This is a genomic window from Mycobacterium sp. UM_CSW (assembly GCF_000455205.1).
Lineage (GTDB): Bacteria > Actinomycetota > Actinomycetes > Mycobacteriales > Mycobacteriaceae > Mycobacterium.
This window is the reverse complement of the sequence record NZ_AUWQ01000037.1, coordinates 12,604-34,953: the sequence shown is the minus strand read 5'-3', so window position 1 is coordinate 34,953 and position 22,350 is coordinate 12,604. Positions and strand designations below refer to the sequence as shown.

The following is a 22,350-nucleotide window of genomic DNA, read 5'->3' as shown; positions in this document are numbered from 1 at the left end:
CTTATTCACGTTATGGTAGGCCGCCCACGTGGTCCTGTTCCATTCGGTCGGCCCGCCCGCCCCCGTCATCAGCGCCTGCGCAAACGTTCCTATGTGCGCCGGCCAATCCGTTGCGCAAGCTGGACCATGTGCTCGAGAACGGCTGCTCGACCGAGTCGCCCACCCCACTCCGTACCATCAGTGGATAGCCATTCCCGTCCTCATTGCGCCCATGATGGGCCGCGTACTGGTCCATGGCCGCCCAGTGAGCTCGCCGCACGCTGAGCCGTGAGCCAGATCGCGATCCAGCCGTCGCCTGCACGCCCTACTCGTTCAAGCACCGCATCCGATCGGCCCCCGATGAGGATTGGCACCGGCGGATCGGGCGCCGGACGGATGGTCGCGCCATGGATTGACAGGAACTCGTCGTCCACGTCGTCTTCCTGTCCCGCGACCAGCGCGCGGACCACAGTGAAGTGAGTGTCGGGACGAGCGCCGCGACGGCGTGGGTCTGCGCCGCAGATCTCCAGCTCGTGGGGGTCTTCGCTGCCGAGGCCCAGCTTCTCGACTTAGAGTTATAATCTAGATAAATTAGTATTTTGTTCTTTATTGACGCTATGGGCCACGGCGTCTCGGCAGCCAAGCTCACATAGAGCGCCAGTAGCCCCCGCCGCGGGTGAGACGAGAGGACGTACGACGCGTGCCATTAGACGCTTACGCGGTGAAGGTACCAAAGGCCGGCGAGCTCGTGGCCGCCAAACTGCGACGGCAGATCGTGATGGGTGATATAGACGTGGGCGACGCATTGCCCTCGGAGGCGACTCTGATGACGCAGTTCGGCGTTTCCCGCCCCACCCTGCGCGAGGCCTTCCGGATACTCGAGTCCGAACAACTCATCGAAGTGCTGCGTGGCGCCCGAGGTGGTGCACGTGCCCGTCGCCCAGACCCCGGTGCCGCCGGCCGCTACACCGGCGCCTTGCTGCAATCACGCGGAACCACACTGGACGACGTCTACCAAGCACGCGCGGCTCTCGAGGAATCCGCCATCGGTCTTGCTTCTGGGAGAGGACTCAGCCGCCAGATCAGAGAACTCGAAGAACTTTCGACTCGCGGCGCCGGGCTCATCGAGGATCCCGCTGCTTACGCCGAGTTCGATGTGGTTTTCCACCACTCCATAATGGCGCTGGCAGGCAATACGACACTGTCTGTGCTGGCCGATCAGCTGTACAGCATCATCGAGGCCCACAATCGAGCGCACTTGGCCGACCACCCGGCGGGGTATGACGTCCCAGCCTGCCGCACGCATCAGCGCGGCCACAACAAATTGGTGCGTCTACTCATCGAGGGCGACTTAGAAGGTGCTCAACGGCATTGGCGGCGGCACCTCGACGGGGTGCAGAAGTACATGATTGAAGACTCCAGAGTCGCAGTCGTCGATGTGCTCTCCGCGGCGCTCTAAGCCATTCGCCCGACATCGATGGCGGATGTCATGCCGAGGTCGTTTGCCCCTCCCCACGATTTCTTGCTCCGATTGCTGTAATCGGCAAGCAGTTACTTAGTTCGGCTATCAGTCTGAACAGGGCTGGCCGTGTTTCTAAGGATGGTCGGGCGTCTCCTCCCGATGCGATACCCGACCCGAGGCCGTCATCCGACGACCCGATTGTGGCGCTGAGATGGGTATCTGAACATCGGGGGTACCGGAGTTCACCTTCATCGGCTTAAATAGGTAGATAGTTCGCCAATTAACGGAAGTCGATGCACATGACAGCTGTACATCCCATCGGGACCGACGCGCTTGGCGTCCCAATGGTCGAGCTCGACGCCTTGCCGATGGCAGCTGATAGGGGAGCCGGGTGGGCCGCGTTGAGGGATATAGGCCCGGTGGTGCTTATGAACGAGTGGTATTACTTCACTCATCGCGATGACGTGCTCAACGCACTGCGCACCCCTGAGATCTACTCGTCCAAGAAGGCCTTCGACATGCTCGGCAGCCCGCTGCCCCTGGTGCCGATCTCCTATGACCCACCTGAACACACCCGCTTTCGCAAGGTCCTTCAGCCGTTCTTCAGTCCCCATGCCCTCGGCAAGATGATGCCGTCCTTACAGCAACAAGTGATCGACATCATCGACAACGTCGCCGCCAAGGGTGAGTGCGACGTGGTGACCGATATCGCCATCCCCTACCCCTCACAGGTATTCCTGACGCTGTACGGGCTACCGCTGGCCGACCGTGACAAGCTCGTCAACTGGAAGGACACCGTGATCGCGCTGGCCGACCTGCCTGGTGTACCCGGAGAGGACAAGCTCGGGCCGGCGCTCGAGCTGTTCGCCTATCTGACCAACGCGATCACCGAACGCAAAGCCAATCCCGGCCCAGACATCCTGTCGCAAGTTCTCACCGGCGAGGAACCGCTCGATGAAGCTGAAGCGATCGGGCTGAGCTTTCTTTTCGTGCTAGCTGGCCTTGACACCGTTACCGCCACAATCGGTTTCGCGTTGGAAAAACTGGCCTGCGACCCGGCACTACGGGGGCAGCTGCGCGAAGACCCCAAACAGACCAACGTTTTTGTGGAGGAGATCGTTCGTTTGGAATCGGCCGCACCCATCCTGCCGCGGATCACGACCGAGGAAGTCACTGTCGGCGGATTCAGGTTGCCACCGGGTTCACCGATACGGCTGTGTATCGGCGCCATCAACCGTGACGGCAGCGACGATATCTCGACCGATCGGATGGTGCTGGACGGGAAGGTCCACCGGCACTGGGGATTCGGTGGCGGTCCGCATCGCTGCCTGGGTTCGCATCTAGCCCGCATCGAGCTCACACTCGTTGTCAACGAATGGCTGAGCCGCATCCCAGACTTCGAGGTGAAACCCGGGTTCACACCGCAGATCGAATGGCCGGCGAATACAGCTGCGCTGATCAGCTTGCCTGTGCAGTGGAAGTCGTGACGGTTCAGTCCGAGAGGCGCTATCGCCCTGTCGACCGCGTCATCGGAAAGGCTGGCTTGAATACTGTGCCCCGATACGGCGAGCAATGGCGAGGCCGCCGAAATTCGACGGAGTCCGTGCGCACTTGGGCGGCGATCATATTGGCACAGTGACCTTCTCACGCCCTCCGAAAACTTCTTCGACGTCGAGTTGGTCACCGAGGTCGCGCCGTACTCAGGAATCGCGAAAGCCCATGACGCCGATCTGGTGAGTTGGCGGTACAGATTGCGCGGGGAAGATGCCGTCCGTGATCCAGTCGTAGTAAGAGGTGACATTCCTGGCGATGAAGTCGCGTGCCAGCAGGCGAAATTCCTCGTGCCCCAATCAAAGGGCGCGCCGCGTCGCCGCTCCCTCGGCTAAGTCGTGCTCATGGCGACAACAGGCCGTCGACCGGGGCGACAGCATCGGTGCTTTCAAACACACCGCGGCGTACCAGCTCGGTGACGACCACACGCGCCGTGGTCATCGAACGGTCCTCGCACGCGGCACGTGCAGCGGTGGAATCATGACGCAGGATCGCGGCGTGCTCCCGCTCGTAGGAAGGCAGCATGAATCTCTGGTTGTCCTCGAAGTTCACCCAGAAAGCCTTGGGAATGAAGCTCTGCGACGTGCGGATGGCAGCTTGCAGCCGCGGACCGGCATACTCGTGGTTGATTGTGCGGCGATATTCCCAGGTGGTCTGTTCGAAGATCTCCGAGTCGGTTGCCGTCCGAAGAACGCGGATCAGCTCGTTAAGCTTGTCGATCAGGCGCGGCGTCGGGTAGGTCGCCGCACGCGCCGATGCCATGCCGCTGAGCAAGCCGTACACCTCGTGGTGCTCAAGCACCGTGGCCGGGTCGAAACGTTCGACGAAAGTACCGCGGTGATAGCGAGACGTTACTATTCCGTCGTGTTCCAGTTGTCCGATGGCCTCGGTCACCGGGACCCGGCTCAGCCCGAGATCTCTGGCGATCTCGTTGCGGTCGACCCGATCACCGGTGCGCAACTTGCCGGTCAGCAGGCGGTCGATAATGTATTCGACGGCCTGGTCTTTTTCCTTCGTACCGTATCGTTTGGGCATTAGGTCGTCCTCATCAACGTTTTGATGGTCCGATAGTCGGGCTTGCCGACGGGCGTGCGCGGCGCTTGGTCGACGCGCAGCCATTCCTTTGGGCTTTGAGTTGCGCAATCTTCTCAAGGCACTGCGCTGCCAGATGGTGAATCGGTGACATCAGCCGTCCCCTTCCCCATTGCTTGTCGACTTGCCGTTCGCCGCCTTGCTCACGACGGGATTCCGGCGCGATTACGGTATTGCCGCACCGACTGTCCGGCGATGATCAACTGCTGGATCTGGCTGGTTCCCTCGTAGAGCCGAAAAACCCGCGCGTCGCGATATAGCCGTTCTACGGTTACGCCCTTCATGTATCCGGTGCCTCCGTGAAGCTGCACGGCGCGATCGGCAACGCGACCGACCATTTCGCTGCAGAAGTATTTCGCAACCGACGGTCCGGTCCTTCGGTCGGTGCCGGCGTCGAACGCGCGGGCCGCCTCCAGAGCGAGCGCGCGTCCCGCGTAGATGTCGGTTTGGCTGTCCGCCAACATCGCTTGAATCAGCTGGAATTCGGCGATCGGCCGACCAGACTGATGATGAGTGGTGGCGTAGGCCAGCGATTCCTCGAGAAGGCGCTCGGCCATGCCGACGCACAGCGCCGCGATTCTGATCCGGCCAGGCCCGAGGCTGCGCATCGCGGCGGCGTACCCCTGACCCTCTCCACCAACCATGGCCTCGCCGGGTACTCGAACCCCGTCCATGTACACCGGAGCAGTCACCTCACCGGCCTGGCCCATCTTCGCGTCGCGGGGACCGATCTGGAGTCCACGTGTTCCCTTCGGCACGAGGAACGCCGAAATACCTTGAGCTGCTGGCACTTCCGGGTTGGTTCGAGCGAAGACGACGAATATGTCGGCGTACGGCGCGTTGGTGATGAACCGCTTGGCACCGTCGATGATCCAGTCACCACCATCGCGACGAGCCGACGTCTTCATCGTCGACGGGTCCGATCCGGCCTCTGATTCGGTCAGCGCGAATGATGCGATGGCCGCACCGCTAGCTAACCGGGGCAGCCACGCGCTGCGCTGCTCGTCGCTGCCGGCGGAGATCAGCACCTCGCCGGCGATGCCGTTGTTGGTCCCGAACATCGCTCGCAGCGCGGGCGTCGTCCAACCAAGTTCAAAGGCCAGCAACACCTCGGTTTCGACGTCGGCACCCAATCCGCCGTACTCCTCGGGGATGGCAGTGCCGAACAACCCCATCTCCGCGCACGCCTGGCGTAGCTGCGGCGGGATGTCGTCATCGGCCTCGATCTTGGGTTCCAACGCAACAACGTGATCACGCACAAAGCTCCGTACAGCCTTGATTATGTCGGCCACTTCCGCCGACTGCGCATTCACCATCCGAGGTCCTCCTACCGACGCGCAAAAACCAAGCACCGACACCGACACAGGGCGATGGATTGAATCCAAGGGTGCCCTTGTAAGCCGGGTCAGCTCTTCCAAACTACTGTAGACCGGCTGCATACCTGTCATGCGGACCTGCGCCGCAAAGTATTCAACTAGGAGCAATCTACTTGTGTTGGTGATCACGAGACGCCAGCTTTCGTAGTGCCGGGACCCTTCGAAAAGTGTGATGATGCCGTCCCCGGCCACCGTCCGTCACGCGGGCCCGGTCGCTCCGACACTGTCCCTCAAGGAGAACCCCCGAGGCCAGCAACCGTCCACCCCAGTGAATCTATTGAGGCGGCGCGGACTCAAGGGGCCCACTCGCGTTTTGCCCTCGAAGTCGCCTCGCCTCGGCAATGTGTGGACAATCGATGCGGTCGCGACACGTGTCACGAATTCCCAGTCGTCGCGATTCGTGGTCATCGCCCTGCGCGCCCCTCACGCGGCGCGCAGGGCGAGGCCTTGGGCATTGAGGAAAAACTCCAGGCAATGATCAACGCACACCGCACATCTGGTACCTGGCGCTCACCCGCCAACCCCTGGAGTTGGTGTACCGCCTCCCGGATGTGACCAAATGGTAGCGCCCCCGACAGCGATCCGCCATGCGGATTAACCGGGATCCTGCCATCGATGAGCGCCTGGTGCCACAGCTGGCGCGCTTGCGCGGCCGCGACTTCTTCTACGCCGTCGACACGATCATTGCAGGCCTGCAGGCGCGGTTGGCGGCTAAATCGGCATCCTGATCGGAAGGCCATTCCAGTGTCGGCGATTACCCGCGGACTACTACGGATTGCCGGATTCTAGAAAACCTATATATATTTTACTGATGAGTGCTGGCTGGGTCGAGAAACCGCCCGCCGTGGCCGCGACCGTGGCTCGTCCTATCCGGGCCTGCGCCATGCGTCGGTTATGGGTATCAGGGATTAAGCCATGAGTATTTCCCTGCTGCTCGAGATGGCAGCCTCCACAAATCCGCATCGCGGGGCGGTCGTCTCCGGAGATGCTCGGCTGACTGTCGATGAGCTGAGCGTGTTGGCCGACGGCGGCGCTGGGGTGATCACTTCATGCGCCGCCCGGCACGTGGCCTATGTGGGAACCGGCGGAGCGCTGTTGCCGCTGTTGCTGTTCGCTTCGGCACGCGCGGGCGTGCCATTTACGCCGTTGAACTATCGGCTGTCGGGCGAGAGTCTGCGCGAACTGATCGCTCGGTTACCCGAACCCCTACTCATCGTCGACGTCGCCTTCGCCGGTCAGGTCGCCGGCGTCGGGGCCCTGACGATGCACTCTTACGACTTCATCACGGCAGCCCGCACGGCCGAACCGGTATCCAATTTCATCGACCCCGACGACGTCGCGGTCATGCTGTTCACCTCGGGCACCACGTCGCGGCCGAAAGCGGTCCAGATCACCCACAACAATCTGACCAGCTATGTCACCGGCACCGTCGAATTCGACTCCGCGGCAGCCGAAGATGCGACGCTAATCTGCGTGCCGCCCTACCACATCGCCGGCATCGGGGCGGCGCTGTCGAACCTGTACGCCGGTCGCAAAATGGTCTATTTGCGCAATTTCGATGAGCGCAAATGGCTCGAACTGATCGGCGCCGAAGGGGTAACCACCGCAACGGTGGTGCCCACCATGCTCGCCCGCATCATCGCTGTACTCGAAGACAAGCCGGTGGAACTGCCTACGCTTCGAAACCTGGCGTACGGCGGCTCCAAAGTTGCGTTGCCGTTGGTGCGCAAAGCTCTTCAGCTCCTGCCGCACGTCGGCTTCGTTAACGCCTACGGGTTGACCGAAACCAGCTCCACCGTCGCAGTCCTTGGCCCCGAGGACCACCGTGCCGCGCTGTGCTCGCCGGATCCGGCGGTGGCGCGCCGGCTCGGCTCGGTGGGGAAGGTAGTACCCGGCATCGAAGCGCAGATCCGGGGTGAGGACGGCAGCATATTGGGCCCCGGACAACGCGGTGAGCTGTTCGTCCGCGGCGCGCAAATCTCCGGTAATTACGCCGATATCGGATCGGTGCTCGACGCCGATGGCTGGTTCGCCACGAACGACATCGCCGAGATCGACGAAGAGGGCTACTTGTTTATCGGAGGCCGCTCCGACGACACAATCATTCGCGGAGGCGAGAACATCGCGCCCGCCGAGATCGAAGATGTCCTGATCGAACATCCCCACGTCCGCGACGTCGCGGTGGTCGGCACGGAGGACCCACAATGGGGTCAGACAATCCTGGCTGTGGTCGTCCCCGCGGAAGGCACCGATCCCGATCCCGAAGAGCTGCGCGCGCACGTGCGTAAGCATTTGCGCGGTTCCCGCACACCTGACCGGGTGGTCTTCCGGAACGAATTGCCCACCAACGCAACTGGTAAAGTGCTGCGCCGCCAACTTATCGTCGAATTTAGTTCCGTCACAGACGAATTCGCATGATCTCCAGAAGGCTAAGCTTCCGGATGCGGTGTTTAGCGGGCCGCCGACGACCGCGGCGGCAACGGTAGAGGTACCAGCGCGAACTTCCACAAGTGCGGGAGCAGGCTTGGAACGGGCGACGTTCCAGGGGTGGTTTGCATGGCCGCAATCTGACACAAAGCCGGCCTCGACACAGGACCGGCCATTATTTGACGCCTCGCTCGGGCCAGCTCAAAGACGTGGCAGCTTTGTCGGTGTTTCTCAGTTCACCACCTGCAAGGCTCCATCACAGGGCAGATTATCAACCTTGATGGCGGACTGAACTCGCCGCAGCGCTACTTGGCTGACATGCGCCCGCTTACGTCGTCTGTGGCCCGCGCCGAGATCGCCGATTGGGGGCCTGCCGAGGACTGGGCTGACTGGGCCGATGCGGCGCGGTGAACTGTGGTTCGCCGCGACACCGGGCGGTGACCGGCCCGTGCTCATTCTCACCAGGGATCCGGTTGCTGACCGGATCGGCGCGTTCGTCGTGGCCGCATTGACTCGCACCCGGACGGGACTGGTGTCCGAGCTGGCACTGACCGCCCCCGACGACCGCCTGCCAAGCGATTGCGTCGTCAATTTCGACAAATTTATACGTTGCCGCGCACCGCGTTCCGACGCCGGATCACTCGCTTGTCTGCGGCGCGGGTACACCAGATGTGTCGAACACTTCGAGCGGCCACCGGCTGCTGAAACCTCTATCCGGACAAGAGCTCTGATCAGCCTCGTTTGTCTACAAGAGAGATAGCAACTGCGGTGAGACGTTGGTCGGAACGCACAGCCCTGAAACCCGGGAGTGTTGTCGCCGACATCGCGGGCGGGCCCTAGTGCAACATGCTGGGTTAGCAGGTCTTGCGGGCGGCGCGTTGGGCGGCGCGGCGCTGCTGGCGGCTCACCGGCACCTGGTCGTGCTGGCCGGCTTGGTGCAGTGGGTGGGCGACACCGGCAAGAGCGGACTCCAACTCCGCAACACGCGCACGCAGGCGCCACAGCTCCTCGGCGTCTCGACGCAACCGGGCCAACTCGCGGTCGCGCCGCTCGGCACGCTCGACCTCGCGGCACAGACGCTCCCGCAGCCGCTCGACGTCCTCGCGGGCCCGCCGATAGACGGGATCGTCGGCGAGGGCTTGTTCAAGCGCTATCGCGGCCACGAACCGCTGCACCGCCGCCCGCAACTGCTCACCCATTGCCCCCGAGGTGTACCGGCGCGCCAGGTCTTCCAGCAAGGTTTGGCACTGGTAGTCCGAGCTAAGAAACAAGCGCTGCAGCGTGTGCATCGAGGGCAGCGGCAGGCGCGCATTGGGGTCGGGTCGATGCGCGCGCGGTACCTCGACGACGCGCGCCGCCGCACCGGCATTGCGGGCGGCGATGCGTTCGGCGGAGGCCTGCCGCCGGCATCGCGCCGAGCACCACACCGGGCGCCTGCCCCGGCCCTTTTTGGGCACGTCGAATGTCTCTCCGCAGCGTGGGCAGATTCGCACCGAGTCCGTCCGTGCCTCCAAAACCACCGGCTCAGCGCCCACCCGAAGTCCCTGCTCTCAATTACGTCGGGACATATTGTTATCTAAGCGTGACCTTGGTGCAAGAGGTGTGATGTCTGTAAGGGCGGTCAAGTGAGGGGAACCTAAGTTCCGGTGGGCTGGCGGGGCACGGGACGGGCTCCGCCCAGGTCACGTAGGAGGCGGCAGGCGTCAGTGCTGACGGATGCGACCGGCGTGAGGGCTGGGAGGGTGCGCGGTCATGAGGACGCGTGCGGCCGGTAGGACGTCAGCGAGCCGGTACGGAGACACGGCCGGCGCCCAGCTCGGCGGCTTACCTGCATCCCCTCCAGCCGTGCATGGTTGTGGACCCCGTGGCCTACCAGGCGAGCAGCCGTCCCAGCGGACCCAGGCTCTGCTGGGCGGAGGTGGGCTGTGACAACGCCGGGCGTCACCTGCTCCGTGCCTGTGCAATCCGAGTCAGTGGCATAGCTGCCGAGCCGGTGCGGGCCGTCGGATGACTCGCCGAGCCAGCTACACGCTGACAGGACGCCTCAACCCGCCCCTACGACTCCCCTCAGACGTGCTGCCCGCAGCCGCCCAGCGGGCCGGGAAGTGCAATCGCCCGCCCTGCTGTACCTCGTGGGCCGTCTACCTCAGATGGGAACTGCGCCCGAGCCGCTTCGTTTGGGGAATGACACGTCAAAGCGGGGCTGCATCGCCTCGGGTGGCCAGGTTCCGGTGATGACAAAGTGCAGCAGTGAAAGCGGCACGGGATCAGCCCTCACCAACAGCTGCAGCAGTGCCTGCTCCACCCTCGGAAGGCTACCGAGAGGTCTCATCGGCGGTACCGGCGAAACGCAGAGAGCGGCACACCAACGGCTGAGAACGCGGCGCAACATCGTCGGTGGATTGGCCGTTGGAAACGCGACGAGAAAACGTCAGCGGCGCCGGGCTGGCGCGCCGCTGGCGCGGCGTGGCGGACCGACTGCAATCACGGCACCGAAGCTGAGATGCCGGGTTGGTGAGCAGCACGGGGCGCTTGCCCGTACTCGCGAGGGCATTAGCGGTGAAACCCGTGTTGCCGCCGGTTCGGATCCAGAGCCCGACGTTCTCTCGCCACTTCCAACCCTCACGACTGTCGCCGCGACCGCACGACGGTCGAGACGTGTTCGTTTGGGACGCAATCGAGCGACTCGTCAAAGATTCCGATTTTCTGCCGCTCGACAGAGAATTAGCGGGACTTACTGCAATGCATCGACTTTAGCCCGCGCTTCGCACAGCGATGTTCATGCGGAAAACGTTTCCTGCGACCGTCGCGTAGGCTCTTCAGCATTCGTACAGTGGGTAAATGAGCACCTCCATTAGCCAGCGCGATCTAGTTGACCCGAACGCGTGCAGGCAACTGGTGACTGCCAAGGACGTCATTAATGCGCTGCGGTCCCCAGGAGCGCGAGAGCGAAAACACTTGACGGCCGCCGCAACGGCATGGCACACATCCGACCGCGACCGCGACAATGTACCCATCTACCGAGTCGATTCGGGTGACCGCAGCGCACCGCATCGGGATGGACTCATCACGGGTGCCGTCTCCCAACGGGTCGCCTGGAGAGCCAACTGCAACAAGGTCCTTGTGGTTGCCGGACCACCAGGCAGACAACAAAGTTCGGCGACGGGATAGGAGGGCAGGAGCCATGACCATGGCAGCGGACGATGTGCTCACCGCGGGCGAGGTGTCACGTATGACAGGCATCCCGGTCTCCACACTGCATGATTGGGCGGCGAAACGAGAGCGAGGGCTGGAGTCGCCGGGACCGCGTCACTGTAAGTTGTCGTCTCGGCATCGACGCTGGATGCGCGCCGATGTCGTGGAATGGCTTGCCGCCGCGCGGTGTTGAGCCATGACAATTCGCAGACGTGAAGCGAAGTCTGGCACCCGCTGGGATGTCGAGTGGCTGCTGCCCGATGGGACCAAGCGATCCAAGACATTCAAGACCCTGCGGGCTGCCAAGTTGTTCGACGGCGAAGTGCGCTCCGCTCGCGAAGATGGCGAGGCGGTCGATCCCCGCGGCGGCAAAACCGAACTGCGCCTTGTGTACAAGAGCTGGCTTGCATCCCGGCCCGATCTGTCGCCGAAAGTACGCCGCGGCTACGAGGACAACTGGCGGCTGCGGATTGAGCCAAAGTTCGGCAACTGGCCGATTGGGCGAATCTTGCGAGAGGACGTCCAGGAATGGATTAACGGAATGACCGCTGACGGCCTCGGGCCCCGCACGGTGCGCTGGACGCACAGCGTCCTTCGGATGACCCTGGACCACGCCGTCACGGACAAGAAACTGCGTGGCAAAAACCCCGCGGCGAATGTGCGGTTCCCGGCGATGGGTGAAACGAGCCATGTCTATCTGACCGCGGTGGAAGTGGCGAAGCTGGCCGAACTTTGTGACACGGCCTCGGGCGAGTCCTCAAGAGCCGCAAAGCAAGGCGATGTGGTGCTCATCCTCGCCTACACCGGACTGCGGTTCGGAGAGCTAACCGGACTCAACGTCGAAGATGTCGACCTGCCGGCGCGGCGTATTCGCGTTCGCCGATCCATCACGCAACTGTCTGGCCGCCTCCTTGAAGGACCGCCCAAAAGCCGTGCGGGTCGTCGTAGTGTGCCGATTCCGGAACGGCTGATCGCAACCCTTGAACGCCGAATCGCCGGACGTACGGCCAGCGAGCCGGCGATCGTGTCGCCGAAGGGGGCGCGACTAGGGCTCGAAAACTGGAAACGCGCCGTTGGCTGGCGGACCCGCATCGGCGAACTCGGGCATCCGACGATGCGCGTGCACGACCTCCGGCATACCTATGCGTCGCTGGCCCGATCGGCCGGCGCCGACATGAAACTCCTGCAGGTAACAATGGGCCACGCCTCGATCGTGGTCACCGCGCACACCTACGCCGATCTCTACGACTCCGACCTGGATCGTGTGGCGGACGCGCTCGACGGGCTCGGCGATTAACCGTCGCGGCGGATAAACGGCGGATAAGCCTGGGCCGTTGTGAGAGCTGGATCGGTTTGTGGACAGCGGAACATGCCATGAGCTGCACTGATGAGTGTGGTCCCGGCTGGGATCGAACCAGCGACCTTCCGCGTGTGAAGCGGACGCTCTTCCACTGAGCCACGGGACCCGGCGCCGACGGGCGAACGACGTCGAAGGGTAGCACGAATCGGGCAGCGCCGAACTCGCCGCGTGCGTCGGAGAGCGCGCTAGCCTAGAGCCGCAACGTAACCAAGAGATTTGTGTGCGCCCGCTCGGGTGGACTATCGTCGTCCTTCGCACCGGGCGACGATCTCGCTCGTTGCGCGCGGACGTAGCGCAGTTGGTAGCGCATCACCTTGCCAAGGTGAGGGTCGCGGGTTCGAATCCCGTCGTCCGCTCGAAGGTGCAAGTGGCATCAATCCCCCGCGGTGGAGTGGCCGAGTGGTGAGGCAACGGCCTGCAAAGCCGTGCACACGGGTTCGATTCCCGTCTCCACCTCCAAGTTTGACCCCCAGGCGCGATTAGCTCAGCGGGAGAGCGCTTCCCTGACACGGAAGAGGTCACTGGTTCAATCCCAGTATCGCGCACCAGAGTTTTCGCAGCTAGAAAAGCAGTACCCGGGAATAGGCTCAGCGGGTCGCGCAAAAGGTATCTGAGAGTCAGCGCCTCATACGGGAACGTAAAGAGGCGGAACGGGATCTTGCGGCCAAGCATCGAAGGGTGAAGCGCTTTTTGGAAGGTGTTGAAGCGTTGGACGAGGACGAAGAACAGCCGCACGACCTAATAGACCTTCTAAGGCGCGCGGACCGCGACGACCCAAGCGCTCCCCCCGCAGCCTCGATGCCGGACGGATGGTAAATACGGCGCAATATGGCCATCTTTTCTTCCAGGCAGCTACCGGACAATCTCCGACTAGTCGTCGAGGCGAAGGCGGAGCATGAAGCTGCTGGTTCTCCTTGTCCATAAGCTGCTTGAAGCATTCTGTAGATGCCCGAATAAGATGTCTCGGACATCGCGTCATATTCTTTTGTAGTACTCATTTTTCGTTGTCGAGTTGTACTTTCACGGTTAGTTGGGAATGGCTCAAAGAGCCCCGTCTAACCAGCGGACACGCTTAATGCGGATCACCGGAGTGAGCGGCAGCGTGTCGGGTGGTGCGTGCCATGAGGCACTGTTCGGCTTTCCGATGCGGGTTACCTCGGCGGGTCCGTTAGGAGCGGCGTCGATAAGCGGCGAGAAAGCCTGGTGGGTATCGCCGTTAATACCCTGAAGCCTGTTATGCCGAGATGGCGGGCGATGCGGTAAGTATCACCCTGTGGAACTGCGTCCGCCTATTTCCTGGGCCGTCATGGCTCTCATTTGTCCTTTGCGGGCTTTTGAATGCTGGTCGGTCGTCGACGCCCGCCTAAAGAGCCGCCAGTGACTCCGAAAGCGAACCCAAAATGAACCCTCCGACTACGAGCCCGACGAATGCCCACGGAAAAACGATGCCGAGTGGCAGGAAAATCGCTATGGCGAGTGGCAACACAACGCCAAGAAGTAGAATGCCAAGAGCGAATAAAAATGGAATTGAAATAACGCCCAGAAGTAACAGAAGGGCTGTTTCCAGTGAACCTTCAGGCAACGTGGCAAGAAAGGCGGACCACCCGGTTGCGATCTCAGACAACAAATTGTTCTGCAACAACGCGGCGATGGCGTCCTCAGCACTGGCATACGCGCCCGCACTGGCAGTCAAGTGCTGAGCAAACTGCTCATAAGATGCAGCCGCCTGACCGGCCAGCGCCTGATAGTTCGCAGCGTGCTGGGAGAACAGGTGCGCGATACCTGTCGACACTTCATCGGCGGCGGCGGGTATCACCGCGACGGTTGGAGCCGCCGCCACCATGTGGGCCGCGTTGACGTTCAAGCCGATGGCTGCCAAGTCCCCTGCCGCCGCCGTCATCATCTCTGGGTCCGCAATCACATAGGACATCTCGCTACCTCCTTGGCCGCCCACTCAGGATGCGGTCTTCCTCGGGGATCGGTATGAGTAGGCGACTACTCTTTCGACAACCGGCGGGCGAAAGCCTTACTTGCGACGCCGGCCCCTTCCACGACCGGAGTCTTGGGCAAACGCCGTTCAGAGCGCCTTTTTCAGGGCGCCTTCGTGAGTCGGAAGCTCAACGAATACGACTGCGGCGGATGGTCGCAGACGCCCCGGTTTTGGACGACTTGGACCGTGCCGGCAAGGGTGTTCGGATCCCAGGTGTAGTGGGCGTTCGCCGCATTACCTTCAGTGACACCGCCCTTACACACGATGTCCTCGGTGCTATCAAGCGTCCACTGACCATCCACCAACATCGCCCGGCCGCTGACGCCGGACGCTGGGCTCGACATGTCGGCGCATCCGTCACCGCAGGGGGTGAAGTACCAATTCTCGGTGAAAGCGCGGCCGCCGCCGGGATCGGTGGTGGTCTTGAGGTAATGGCCGCTCATCACGGGAGCGGCAGACGCGGGAGCGGCCGCCCCGACAGCGACGGCGGCGAAGGTGGCCGCTGTGGCAAACGTCCGGGCGGCCGGCAGATCAACCCTCGACACGCGTTTAGCTTGACATCACCACCTCCGCCTGCACTGGAGGTCCGAGCATCCGTTGCTTACCCTCCTTCAATGCACGGCAAGCAGATCGCCATCGCGGGCGCGGCGATAGTTCTCGCAGGTTGCGGCGGGTCGGGCAAGACGGCGACGACGGTGACGTCCGCTGTGGAAATCACCAAAACGGTCACCGTGACCGCTCCCCCGCCACCGTTCGCCCCCAGGACCGTCATCGAAACCGACGGGACCTATCGGGTCGGCATCGACATCGTGGCGGGCACCTATCGCTCGGGCGGTCCCAGCCCTGAGGGAGGATCCGATTGCTATTGGGCGCGGCTAAGCAGCCTGAATTCGACCCACATCATCGATAGCGACATCGGCACAGGCCCTCAGGTGGTGATGATCGCGCCAACCGACAAGGCGTTCTTGACGCGCAGCTGCCAAACCTGGCACAAGACCGACTGAATTGCCTTCAAAGCGTCGCGACTACGGGTTCTCCTCGATGATGCACTGCACAATCGTGGCGGCGGTCTGCTGGTCGAATCCCATCCCCGCCACCTTCTGAGCTTCCGCGGCGGGGGAAACACCAGATTTGAGGTCCTGCTCGATAACGCCAACGCGTTGGAAGTTTTGTGGGTCCGGTTCATTCAGCGGTAGTTGCTTGATGCCTCCCACGCAACGAGTGAAACCGCTGTAGTCAGCGTGGGCGGGCGACGCTCCCAGCAGCGCGATGGCGATGCCCACCGCGGCAGCGAAATAGGTGAAACGCATGGTCGTATCGTATCGCCGCGCATGTTGGAGACAAAGGATTAGGCAAATTGCATTGCAGCGCAATGGCTTAGCGTGTCACGCCCGCTCGGCCTTCATATCCATGTCGATGGTGCCCTGGCACGCGCCGCTGAGGATCTCGGTGTGCATGACGCCGGAAAGCGACCCGTCGGGCTGGGGCGTGTAGCGCACGGTGGAGTGGGCCGGATTCCATTGGATGCTGGTGTCAGGCATCATGCAGTCCCACTGAAAATCGCTGACCTGGGTCCACGACGACCCGTCCCAGGTGAATTGGACCGGTTGCGGAACCGTCGGGTTGCTTGGCGGGGGGCCGCTGACGATGGTGGCGACGCACTTTCCGCTCGAACAGCTCGAGCGGAACCCGTAGGTGTCGGTGTGCTGCACCTCGGGGTCGCCGACCGCCATGCTGGTCCCGGATTTCGGGCCGACCATGAACGTGATCGCGTAGGTGCCGTTCCACGACGCGGCGTCGGCGGATGCGGCCGGGGCAACGTACAGGGCGATAGCGAGCGGTGCGGCACACAAACCAACAAGACCGCTCAGACCATTCGGGGTCATCGGCTTCTCCTCTCAGTCCGCGACAACTGCGGAACTAGAGCGAAGTGCATATACCCCTTCTATACCTTTATTTCACGCCGGAAAAGGGACCGCTCAGCAATGAGCGGCCCAGCATTGCTGCAGGGGGCAATAGGTCGCGTGCGCGATTCTCACCATGGATCCGATCTCCCCGAACGTGACGTTCCTCGGGTCCAAAGTGGAGTGGATGTTTTGGGTGATCTGGTCATAGGTCCAACCCCACCCGAGATCGTCGCAGATGAGCCGGCCCATCGCGGTGAGGGCCTCGTCGTGGTCCGGCGGCCAGCTGAAGCCGGCGGCGCGCAGTTGGGACAGGTACGCGTCGTCAACAGGATCGGCCGTCGCGATCGCGGCGCCGGAAACCAGGGCGGCGCCGGTCACGACGGGAATGGCCAGCCCGGCGAGCCAGCGAAGTGAGGACATTTGATGCGCTCTCTCTCTCCTCGGCGTTGAGGTTGCCGTAGAAGAATAGTGGAGAGCCGGGAAAAAGCAGATTATGAAGAGTTGAATAGTCGGCTTTTGAAGCGATTATCTAGGCGGCGTGCGGGTGGTGCGACAGCGCTTGTGCCGGAGCCTCTTTCACGTCGAATTGCCCCGCCCACTCTGAGCGAAGATGGGTCACGGGAGCCGGGTGCGCGTCGTGTCGCACCCAGCGGTGCGCAATCTTGCGGTAGATCCACGCGACCGACGCCACCACCGCGACCGCGACGGCCAATACCGCCACCGCGTCGCCGAAGGCGACCAACAGGATGATGCCGCCGAAGATCCAGAACGCGGCGGCCTCCAAGTCGCGGGTCCTGTGGTGTCCACCGGTCGTGGTCGTGATGTGCCCCATGTCTGCCTCGCTCCGATCAGGGTGGCCGTCTGATGCGACAACCGTCCTGTGCAACACCGGAGCGACGGCAGGGCTGCCCAAATCGGAGGCAAAGGTGACCGACGTCACCAAGTCAGGCGACGGCTATTCGTCGCCTTCCTCGTCCTCGTCTTCTTCTTCGACGTCTTCGTCTTCGTCGTAGTCCTCGTCTTCGTCTTCGTCGTCGAAGACATCGAGCTCCAGGTCGAGGGGGTCGTCGCCGAATGGGTCGACCACATATTGCTGCCAGTAGCCCGGCGAGAAGTAGATCTTGTCCGCATGGTCGACGTCGTCGCCGACCTCGACCATCAGGATCCCGTCTTTGATGTCGTAGCTGAATGCGTTGGGGTATTGGACACCGCCGTCGGCGGTTCGGATGTGAACGTCATATGCCACGAGCGGAAGCTTACGGAGTCGGCGGCGGCGGTGGCGGGCCAGGCGGCGGGCTCTCCGGTGACGGCTGCGAAGGCGGCGGCTGTTGCGGACAGTCCGGTTGGTAGATCCACACACCACCGGTGCGCGTCCACGTGATCCCGCAGCCGAGCGGCACCACGCCCGGTGCATTCGCCGGCGCGACAACGCTCGCAATCACGCCGGTAACCATTGCCGGAAGAATCAGACGCGAGACGAGCCACCCCATTTTCCAAGCGTGGGATACGCGAGGGCTAGGCGCAACTCGAGGCGGCATCTTCGAGCAGATCGGCGGCGCGGGCGACGCTTTCGGCGGATTTGGTCATAAGGGCGGCGACGTCGCGGGCCCGCGCGGCGTAGTCCGGGGCGAGGATGCGGCGAAGGTCGGCGACGAGCGATTCCTGGGTCGTCATCGAAAGCTGGCGCGCGGCACCGGCTTTCAGTCGTTCGAGGCCGGCGGCCCACATCGGCTGATCGAGCCAGAGCCAGAGCGCCAGGGCCGGGATTCCGGCGCGTAGACCCGCCGCCGTCACACCGGCGCCGCCATGGTGCACGACGGCGCGACACACCGGCAGCACGGCCGCATGGTTGACCGCATCGACGATCTTGACATGATCGGGGCGCGGCAGATCGGCAAAGTTGTTGGGGCCGCTGCAAATCAGCGCCCGCTCCCCCAGCTGCGCGCAGGCCGCGCCGATCATGGCGGCCAGCTCCGCCGGGGCCGAGACCGGCGTGCTGCCCAGGCCGAAGCAGATCGGCGGCGTCCCCGCGGCGATCCACGACAGGGCCTCGTCGTCGGCGTCGGCGGGCAACTCCAGCGTCAGCGCGCCGACGAACGGCCGCCGCTCGTCCGCTTCCACCCAGTCGGACGCAGGCCCGGGCAGGCAGAGCTCGTCATAGGCCTGGATTTCCAACGACGACGCCGGCGGGGGCGCTTCGGGCAACCCGAGCGAGCGGCGCTGGGCCGCCGCGACGTCCTTGACGATGTTCGAATACAGCACCCCGGTGGAGTACACGCGCGTGGGGAAGAAATGCAGCGCGGCCAGCGGAATGCCGCGATACTCCGCCACGGTGGCGGCCAGCTCCTGCTCGTTGAATCCCGCCAACAGCAGGTCGGCGTCGGTCGCGAGCGACGTCAGCGTGGCGGTCTTGTCCGCCCAAACCCTGGTGAGTTGCTCCATCACTTCGGGCAGCGCGGCGAACGGGTTGTCCACCTTGCGAACGAATCGCTCGGCGGAATCCATCCGCTCGCGCGTGTCTTCCCCGTAGGCGACCGCGGTAAGCCCGGCCGACTCGACGAAGCCGAGCTTGTCGGGCGAGACTGCCATGCGAACCTCGTGGCCCCGGCGCAGCAGCTCGCGGCCGACGGCCACGCAGGGCTCGACATCGCCCCTGCTTCCGTAGCCTGCCACCACGAACTTCACGGACGGAACCTAACGCACGGCGGTGGTCGCAAGCTCGTAGCCTTGGCGGTATGCACGTGATCAACGGAGTCCGCGACCCCGCGGCGAGCTTTCCCCTCGAGACCCTGGCCGACGATGCGGGCGAGCGCCGCCAGGCCAATCGCGCCGTCGCCGTCAGCGCGGTCGGGTTGGCGCTGACCGGCCTCGTCGAACTGGCCATCGCGCTGGTGTCCGGGTCGGTGGCGCTGCTCGGCGACGCGCTGCACAACCTGTCGGACGTTTCGACCAGCGCCCTGGTGTTCGTCGGTTTCCGGGCGTCCCGCAAACTGCCCACGGAGCGTTATCCGTACGGCTACGAACGCGCCGAGGACCTCGCCGGCATCGGTGTGGCGCTGGTGATTTGGGGCAGCGCCGCGGTCGCCGGATTCGAAAGCGTCACCAAGCTGCTCCGCCACGGCGGGACCGGGCACGTGGGCTGGGGCATCGCCGCCGCGGCGGTGGGCATCGCGGGCAATCAACTGGTGGCCCGCTACAAGCTGGCGGTGGGCCGGCGGATTCGCTCGGCGACCATGGTGGCCGACGCCAAGCATTCCTGGCTCGACGCATTGTCCTCGGCCGGGGCGATGCTGGGCCTGATCGGCGTGGCGCTCGGCTGGGGCTGGGCGGACGCGGTCGCCGGAATCGTCGTCACGGCGTTCATCTGCCACGTCGGCTGGGAGGTGACCGCCGACATCGCGCACCGGCTGCTCGACGGCGTCGACCCGGAAATCATCACGACGGCCGAAACCGCGGCCGCCTCGGTTGCCGGCGTCGTGCACGCGCACGCGCGGGCCCGTTGGACCGGTCGCACCCTACGGGTCGAGGTCGAAGGCTTCCTTGACCCGAAAACCCCACTCGCGGAAGCTGATCGCGTCGGTCGCAGCGTCGCGTCCGCGCTGACGCCTCTGATTCCCGAGATGCACAGCTTCAGCTGGACCGCGCGGGCCGCCTAAACCCGTTGCGCCGGAAACGATTCGACGACCTTGATCAGTTCGTCGGGCGCTTCCCAGTTCAGCAGGTGTCCCGCGTCGGGCACCGTCACCAGCCGGGCGCCGGGAATGCCCTCGGCGAGGCGGCGCGAATGACTGGTCGGCGTGGTGCGATCCGCGGAGCCGACCATCACCGCCGTCGGTACCGATATTTCGCCCAGCCGCGGATACCGGTCCTCCTGCGAGAAGGCCCGCACGATCGGGAGCAGCGGCCCGTGTTCGTCCAGGTGCTGGTTGAAGAAGTCGATGAACACCGAGACCATCGTCGGTGCGGGGCGCGTGCCGCATTGTGCGGCACCGAACAGCGTCGCGACGGTGTCGTTGCGCATCATCCGTTGAAGGATGCCGTATTGCAGGAGCGGGATCTGCAGCCGGTTCTGCGGTGCCCCGTCGAGGATGCGACCCGCCCAGGTGGCGAACAGCACCAGCCCGCGGAGCCGGGGCGCCACGTCGGCGTGGTCGAGCACGGTGCGGATGGTGACGAATCCGCCCATCGAGTGCCCGACGAGCACGCCGTCGTGAACGTCGAAGTGCTGCAGCACCGCGGCGAGGTCGGCCGCCATCGGCTCCGACCCGATGCCGTCGGAACCGAGTGTGGAACGTCCGTGGCCGCGCTGGTCGAACGCGATGACGCGAAAGCCCCTGGCCTGCAGCTCGTCCCACACGAAATTCCACTCGAGGATCCGGGCGGTGTAGCCGTGCACGAGAACCACCGGCGGCCCCTGCCCCGCGACCAACGCGTTCAGGACGGTGCCGTCGGGCCGGGTGATGGAAACCTGCTCACCCTCGGGCTCGGCCAGAAGCCGTTCCCGCGGAAGGGGATCCGGGTTGCGCGCTATTCGCGACGCCATCGCCCGCGCGGCCCCCCACCCCAATAGGCCGGCCGCACCGAGCGAGGCCAAACCCGTTCTCACGACGGCCTCGCGGCGCAGCAGTCGGGCAGCCCGCTCTTGATTGCGGCGTCCTGCTTCTTCGCGAGGTCGAGCGCAACGTCCGACGGCACGGGATCGTCCGGCGGGCTCTCGAATTCGAGGACCGCAAAGACCTTGCCCTCGGTGAACATCACGATCGCCTTCGACTTCGCGCCGTCCGGCGACGGGCCGACGGCGAGCTGGCCGCCGGTGCCCACGTCGGCCGGTGTCGGCGCCGCCTTCACACTGAGCTCCTGAATCCCCTTGGCGCTCTGGTCGAGCGCCTGAGATGCCGCGGCGGCGTCGGGATAGACGTAGATGGTGTCGTCGACCTTGCGGGTGCCGGCCTGATTCATGAACACGCCTTCGGTTCCCGCCGGATTGGGAACCGGCAGGGTCTGCGACAGGGTGAACGTATCGCCGGGCATGACGATGTCGGTCGGCTTGATCAGCATGTTGCTGTAGTCGAAGGGCCGCGGGGTGGCGCTGCTCGATGACGCGGCCGGGGTCGACGTTGTCGAGGATGTCGCCGACGCCGGTGCCGACGACGGGCTGGACGACTTGTTGCTTTGACAGCCGGTGGCCGCGGCGCCGACCACCAGCGCGCTCGCCGCGATCCCGGCCGCCATAACCGATGCTTTGCTCACCATTGGCTCCTGTCGCCGTGGTCGGCGGTTGCCGACGTCACGCGCAACATAGCGGATGCCGAATCCCTTCCGTGGTAAGAATCCGCACATGACTTCACTCGACAAGCCGGCGGCCACCCCCCGGGGCCGCCGTGCTGCTCGTCGAGACGGTCATGCCCGAAGACGACTGCGAGTCGGTCGCCAAATGGGTGGACATCGAAATGCTCGTCATCAACAACGGCCGCGAACGCACCGCCGCGGAATACCGCCGCCTGTTCGACGAGGCCGGTTTCGAGATGACGGGCGTCATCGACACCGCGTCGCGGTTCAGCATCATCGAGGGCCGCGCGGTCTAACCGGGGCTAGTCGCCGACGGCGCCCTCGGGCTTGGGGCCGCGGCCCTCGCCGGTGATGTACTTGGGGCAGTAGGCCCCGACCGCGATCACCGTGAACTTGGCGGCGCCATTTCCGCTAAACCCGTTGCGCTGCTGAAGGTTTCCGATGATTTCGTCCTCGGTCGCCCCGGTGTCCTCCAACTGGCACAGCGTCTTGGCGGCCGATATCGCGGCGTTCGGGTCCTGGTAGGAGATCCCGGCGAATTTGAGCGCGGTAAGGAAGTCCGCGTCGGTTGCCGGGTCGCTAGCGGCGGCGGCGTTGGGGTCGGCGTCGGGATCGGCGTGCGCCGGCGCGGCCAGGCCGAGCACGGCGACCACGGTTGCTATCCCCCACAGCAGTCTCATGACGCCGCCATCGTGCCAGACTCGTGCGGTTCCCGCATCCTC

21 protein-coding genes, 4 tRNA genes and 3 pseudogenes are annotated in these 22,350 nt (G+C 64.0%); 12 read left to right on the top strand and 16 right to left on the bottom strand.

The features are described from left to right. The first annotated feature begins 700 nt into the window (after nt 1-700). Together N415_RS14790 and N415_RS14785 are read left to right on the top strand one after the other, a co-directional pair. Nucleotides 701-1,438: an FCD domain-containing protein gene (locus tag N415_RS14790; RefSeq protein ID WP_068182968.1), complete on the top strand. Its 738-nt coding sequence runs from the start codon at nt 701-703 to the stop codon at nt 1,436-1,438. A 347-nt stretch (nt 1,439-1,785) separates the two neighbouring features. After that, entirely contained in the window at nt 1,786-2,928 is a 1,143-nt protein-coding gene (locus N415_RS14785; protein WP_239645557.1) for a cytochrome P450, read from the top strand. Nucleotides 2,929-3,334: 406 nt separating this feature from the next. On the opposite strand, the gene N415_RS14780 is transcribed toward N415_RS14785, so the two are convergent. Both N415_RS14780 and N415_RS14775 read right to left on the bottom strand, forming a co-directional pair. Then, nucleotides 3,335-4,027: a GntR family transcriptional regulator gene (locus tag N415_RS14780; protein WP_068182966.1), complete on the bottom strand. Its 693-nt coding sequence runs from the start codon at nt 4,025-4,027 to the stop codon at nt 3,335-3,337. A gap of 200 nt (nt 4,028-4,227) precedes the next feature. Beyond that, nucleotides 4,228-5,400: an acyl-CoA dehydrogenase family protein gene (locus N415_RS14775; protein ID WP_068182964.1), complete on the bottom strand. Its 1,173-nt coding sequence runs from the start codon at nt 5,398-5,400 to the stop codon at nt 4,228-4,230. 975 nt (nt 5,401-6,375) lie between these two features. Here N415_RS14775 and N415_RS14770 point away from each other — a divergent pair. The 3 genes and pseudogenes from N415_RS14770 to N415_RS30745 all read left to right on the top strand — a co-directional run bounded on the left by N415_RS14770 (nt 6,376) and on the right by N415_RS30745 (nt 8,592). After that, nucleotides 6,376-7,878 carry a fatty acid--CoA ligase family protein gene (locus N415_RS14770; protein WP_068182961.1) on the top strand — a complete coding sequence of 501 codons (1,503 nt, stop codon included), beginning with the start codon at nt 6,376-6,378 and terminating at the stop codon, nt 7,876-7,878. Nucleotides 7,879-8,208: 330 nt separating this feature from the next. Continuing rightward, nucleotides 8,209-8,298 (top strand): annotated as a pseudogene (locus N415_RS30750) (antitoxin); the annotation flags it as partial. After that, nucleotides 8,285-8,592 (top strand): annotated as a pseudogene (locus N415_RS30745) (type II toxin-antitoxin system PemK/MazF family toxin). The pseudogenes N415_RS30750 and N415_RS30745, both read left to right, overlap by 14 nt. Before the next feature lie 149 nt (nt 8,593-8,741). Here N415_RS30745 and N415_RS14765 read toward each other — a convergent pair. After that, nucleotides 8,742-9,344, bottom strand: coding sequence for a septation ring formation regulator EzrA (locus tag N415_RS14765; protein ID WP_239645556.1), 603 nt, complete (start codon nt 9,342-9,344; stop codon nt 8,742-8,744). A gap of 689 nt (nt 9,345-10,033) precedes the next feature. After that, entirely contained in the window at nt 10,034-10,192 is a 159-nt protein-coding gene (locus tag N415_RS30740) for a hypothetical protein (RefSeq protein WP_239645555.1), read from the bottom strand. A gap of 1,086 nt (nt 10,193-11,278) precedes the next feature. On the opposite strand from N415_RS30740, the gene N415_RS14760 reads away from it, so the two are divergent. After that, nucleotides 11,279-12,379 (top strand): site-specific integrase, encoded by a 1,101-nt coding sequence (locus N415_RS14760; protein WP_068182959.1) that lies wholly within the window; start codon nt 11,279-11,281, stop codon nt 12,377-12,379. A gap of 97 nt (nt 12,380-12,476) precedes the next feature. Here the strand turns inward: N415_RS14760 and N415_RS14755 are convergent. Next, nucleotides 12,477-12,548 (bottom strand) — tRNA-Val (locus tag N415_RS14755). 177 nt (nt 12,549-12,725) lie between these two features. On the opposite strand from N415_RS14755, the gene N415_RS14750 reads away from it, so the two are divergent. The 3 genes from N415_RS14750 (at nt 12,726) to N415_RS14740 (ending at nt 12,990) form a co-directional block, all read left to right on the top strand. Continuing rightward, a tRNA-Gly gene (locus N415_RS14750) sits at nt 12,726-12,798 on the top strand. Nucleotides 12,799-12,827: 29 nt separating this feature from the next. After that, nucleotides 12,828-12,901: transfer RNA gene (locus N415_RS14745), tRNA-Cys, on the top strand. 14 nt (nt 12,902-12,915) lie between these two features. Beyond that, nucleotides 12,916-12,990, top strand: a tRNA-Val gene (locus N415_RS14740). 815 nt (nt 12,991-13,805) lie between these two features. On the opposite strand, the gene N415_RS33235 is transcribed toward N415_RS14740, so the two are convergent. Both N415_RS33235 and N415_RS14730 read right to left on the bottom strand, forming a co-directional pair. Continuing rightward, a complete protein-coding gene (locus tag N415_RS33235) occupies nt 13,806-14,372 on the bottom strand; it encodes a PE family protein (RefSeq protein ID WP_068182956.1) in 567 nt (188 codons plus the stop codon). Between the two features lie 161 nt (nt 14,373-14,533). Next, nucleotides 14,534-14,977 (bottom strand): hypothetical protein, encoded by a 444-nt coding sequence (locus N415_RS14730; RefSeq protein ID WP_152531391.1) that lies wholly within the window; start codon nt 14,975-14,977, stop codon nt 14,534-14,536. Nucleotides 14,978-15,046: 69 nt separating this feature from the next. Between N415_RS14730 and N415_RS14725 the strand changes: the two genes are divergently transcribed. After that, entirely contained in the window at nt 15,047-15,436 is a 390-nt protein-coding gene (locus tag N415_RS14725) for a hypothetical protein (protein ID WP_068182951.1), read from the top strand. A 21-nt stretch (nt 15,437-15,457) separates the two neighbouring features. Here N415_RS14725 and N415_RS14720 read toward each other — a convergent pair whose 3' ends face one another. From N415_RS14720 to N415_RS14695, 6 genes are all read right to left on the bottom strand, one after another. After that, on the bottom strand, nt 15,458-15,742 hold the full coding sequence (locus N415_RS14720; protein WP_068182947.1) for a hypothetical protein: 285 nt from the start codon (nt 15,740-15,742) through the stop codon (nt 15,458-15,460). A gap of 75 nt (nt 15,743-15,817) precedes the next feature. Further along, nucleotides 15,818-16,318 carry a hypothetical protein gene (locus tag N415_RS14715; protein ID WP_068182946.1) on the bottom strand — a complete coding sequence of 167 codons (501 nt, stop codon included), beginning with the start codon at nt 16,316-16,318 and terminating at the stop codon, nt 15,818-15,820. A 93-nt stretch (nt 16,319-16,411) separates the two neighbouring features. Then, complete coding sequence (locus N415_RS14710; protein ID WP_068182943.1) at nt 16,412-16,759, bottom strand: DUF732 domain-containing protein; 348 nt, start codon at nt 16,757-16,759, stop codon at nt 16,412-16,414. A gap of 109 nt (nt 16,760-16,868) precedes the next feature. Continuing rightward, on the bottom strand, nt 16,869-17,171 hold the full coding sequence (locus tag N415_RS14705) for a hypothetical protein (protein WP_068182940.1): 303 nt from the start codon (nt 17,169-17,171) through the stop codon (nt 16,869-16,871). A 123-nt stretch (nt 17,172-17,294) separates the two neighbouring features. Continuing rightward, complete coding sequence (locus N415_RS32260) at nt 17,295-17,585, bottom strand: hypothetical protein (RefSeq protein ID WP_068182936.1); 291 nt, start codon at nt 17,583-17,585, stop codon at nt 17,295-17,297. Between the two features lie 269 nt (nt 17,586-17,854). Beyond that, nucleotides 17,855-19,024, bottom strand: coding sequence for a glycosyltransferase (locus tag N415_RS14695; RefSeq protein WP_068182933.1), 1,170 nt, complete (start codon nt 19,022-19,024; stop codon nt 17,855-17,857). Nucleotides 19,025-19,074: 50 nt separating this feature from the next. Here N415_RS14695 and N415_RS14690 point away from each other — a divergent pair, with 50 nt between their 5' ends. Further along, entirely contained in the window at nt 19,075-19,995 is a 921-nt protein-coding gene (locus N415_RS14690; RefSeq protein ID WP_068182930.1) for a cation diffusion facilitator family transporter, read from the top strand. On the opposite strand, the gene N415_RS14685 is transcribed toward N415_RS14690, so the two are convergent. Together N415_RS14685 and N415_RS14680 are read right to left on the bottom strand one after the other, a co-directional pair. Continuing rightward, nucleotides 19,992-20,945, bottom strand: a complete 954-nt coding sequence (locus N415_RS14685) for an alpha/beta hydrolase (RefSeq protein WP_068182929.1) — start codon at nt 20,943-20,945, stop codon at nt 19,992-19,994. The genes N415_RS14690 and N415_RS14685 overlap by 4 nt on opposite strands. Next, the gene (locus N415_RS14680; protein WP_239645554.1) at nt 20,942-21,589 is read right to left on the bottom strand and encodes a hypothetical protein; all 648 of its coding nucleotides are present in this window, start codon (nt 21,587-21,589) and stop codon (nt 20,942-20,944) included. The genes N415_RS14685 and N415_RS14680 overlap by 4 nt, the downstream gene beginning before the upstream one ends. Nucleotides 21,590-21,711: 122 nt before the next feature. Here N415_RS14680 and N415_RS14675 point away from each other — a divergent pair. After that, nucleotides 21,712-21,924: pseudogene (locus N415_RS14675) on the top strand (methyltransferase); the annotation flags it as partial. 6 nt (nt 21,925-21,930) lie between these two features. On the opposite strand, the gene N415_RS14670 reads toward N415_RS14675, so the two are convergent. Next, on the bottom strand, nt 21,931-22,308 hold the full coding sequence (locus N415_RS14670) for a DUF732 domain-containing protein (RefSeq protein ID WP_068182919.1): 378 nt from the start codon (nt 22,306-22,308) through the stop codon (nt 21,931-21,933). Nucleotides 22,309-22,350: the final 42 nt, after the last annotated feature.

Bases quoted from the DNA above. Each gene is read 5' to 3' on its own strand.
- N415_RS14785 (WP_239645557.1), top strand. From the start codon at position 1,786: ATGGTCGAGCTCGACGCCTTGCCGATGGCAGCTGATAGGGGAGCCGGG.
- N415_RS14780 (WP_068182966.1), bottom strand. From the start codon at position 4,027: ATGCCCAAACGATACGGTACGAAGGAAAAAGACCAGGCCGTCGAATAC.
- N415_RS14775 (WP_068182964.1), bottom strand. From the start codon at position 5,400: ATGGTGAATGCGCAGTCGGCGGAAGTGGCCGACATAATCAAGGCTGTA.
- N415_RS14770 (WP_068182961.1), top strand. From the start codon at position 6,376: ATGAGTATTTCCCTGCTGCTCGAGATGGCAGCCTCCACAAATCCGCAT.
- N415_RS14760 (WP_068182959.1), top strand. From the start codon at position 11,279: ATGACAATTCGCAGACGTGAAGCGAAGTCTGGCACCCGCTGGGATGTC.
- N415_RS33235 (WP_068182956.1), bottom strand. From the start codon at position 14,372: ATGTCCTATGTGATTGCGGACCCAGAGATGATGACGGCGGCGGCAGGG.
- N415_RS14725 (WP_068182951.1), top strand. From the start codon at position 15,047: ATGCACGGCAAGCAGATCGCCATCGCGGGCGCGGCGATAGTTCTCGCA.
- N415_RS14720 (WP_068182947.1), bottom strand. From the start codon at position 15,742: ATGCGTTTCACCTATTTCGCTGCCGCGGTGGGCATCGCCATCGCGCTG.
- N415_RS14715 (WP_068182946.1), bottom strand. From the start codon at position 16,318: ATGACCCCGAATGGTCTGAGCGGTCTTGTTGGTTTGTGTGCCGCACCG.
- N415_RS14710 (WP_068182943.1), bottom strand. From the start codon at position 16,759: ATGTCCTCACTTCGCTGGCTCGCCGGGCTGGCCATTCCCGTCGTGACC.
- N415_RS14705 (WP_068182940.1), bottom strand. From the start codon at position 17,171: ATGGGGCACATCACGACCACGACCGGTGGACACCACAGGACCCGCGAC.
- N415_RS14690 (WP_068182930.1), top strand. From the start codon at position 19,075: ATGCACGTGATCAACGGAGTCCGCGACCCCGCGGCGAGCTTTCCCCTC.
- N415_RS14670 (WP_068182919.1), bottom strand. From the start codon at position 22,308: ATGAGACTGCTGTGGGGGATAGCAACCGTGGTCGCCGTGCTCGGCCTG.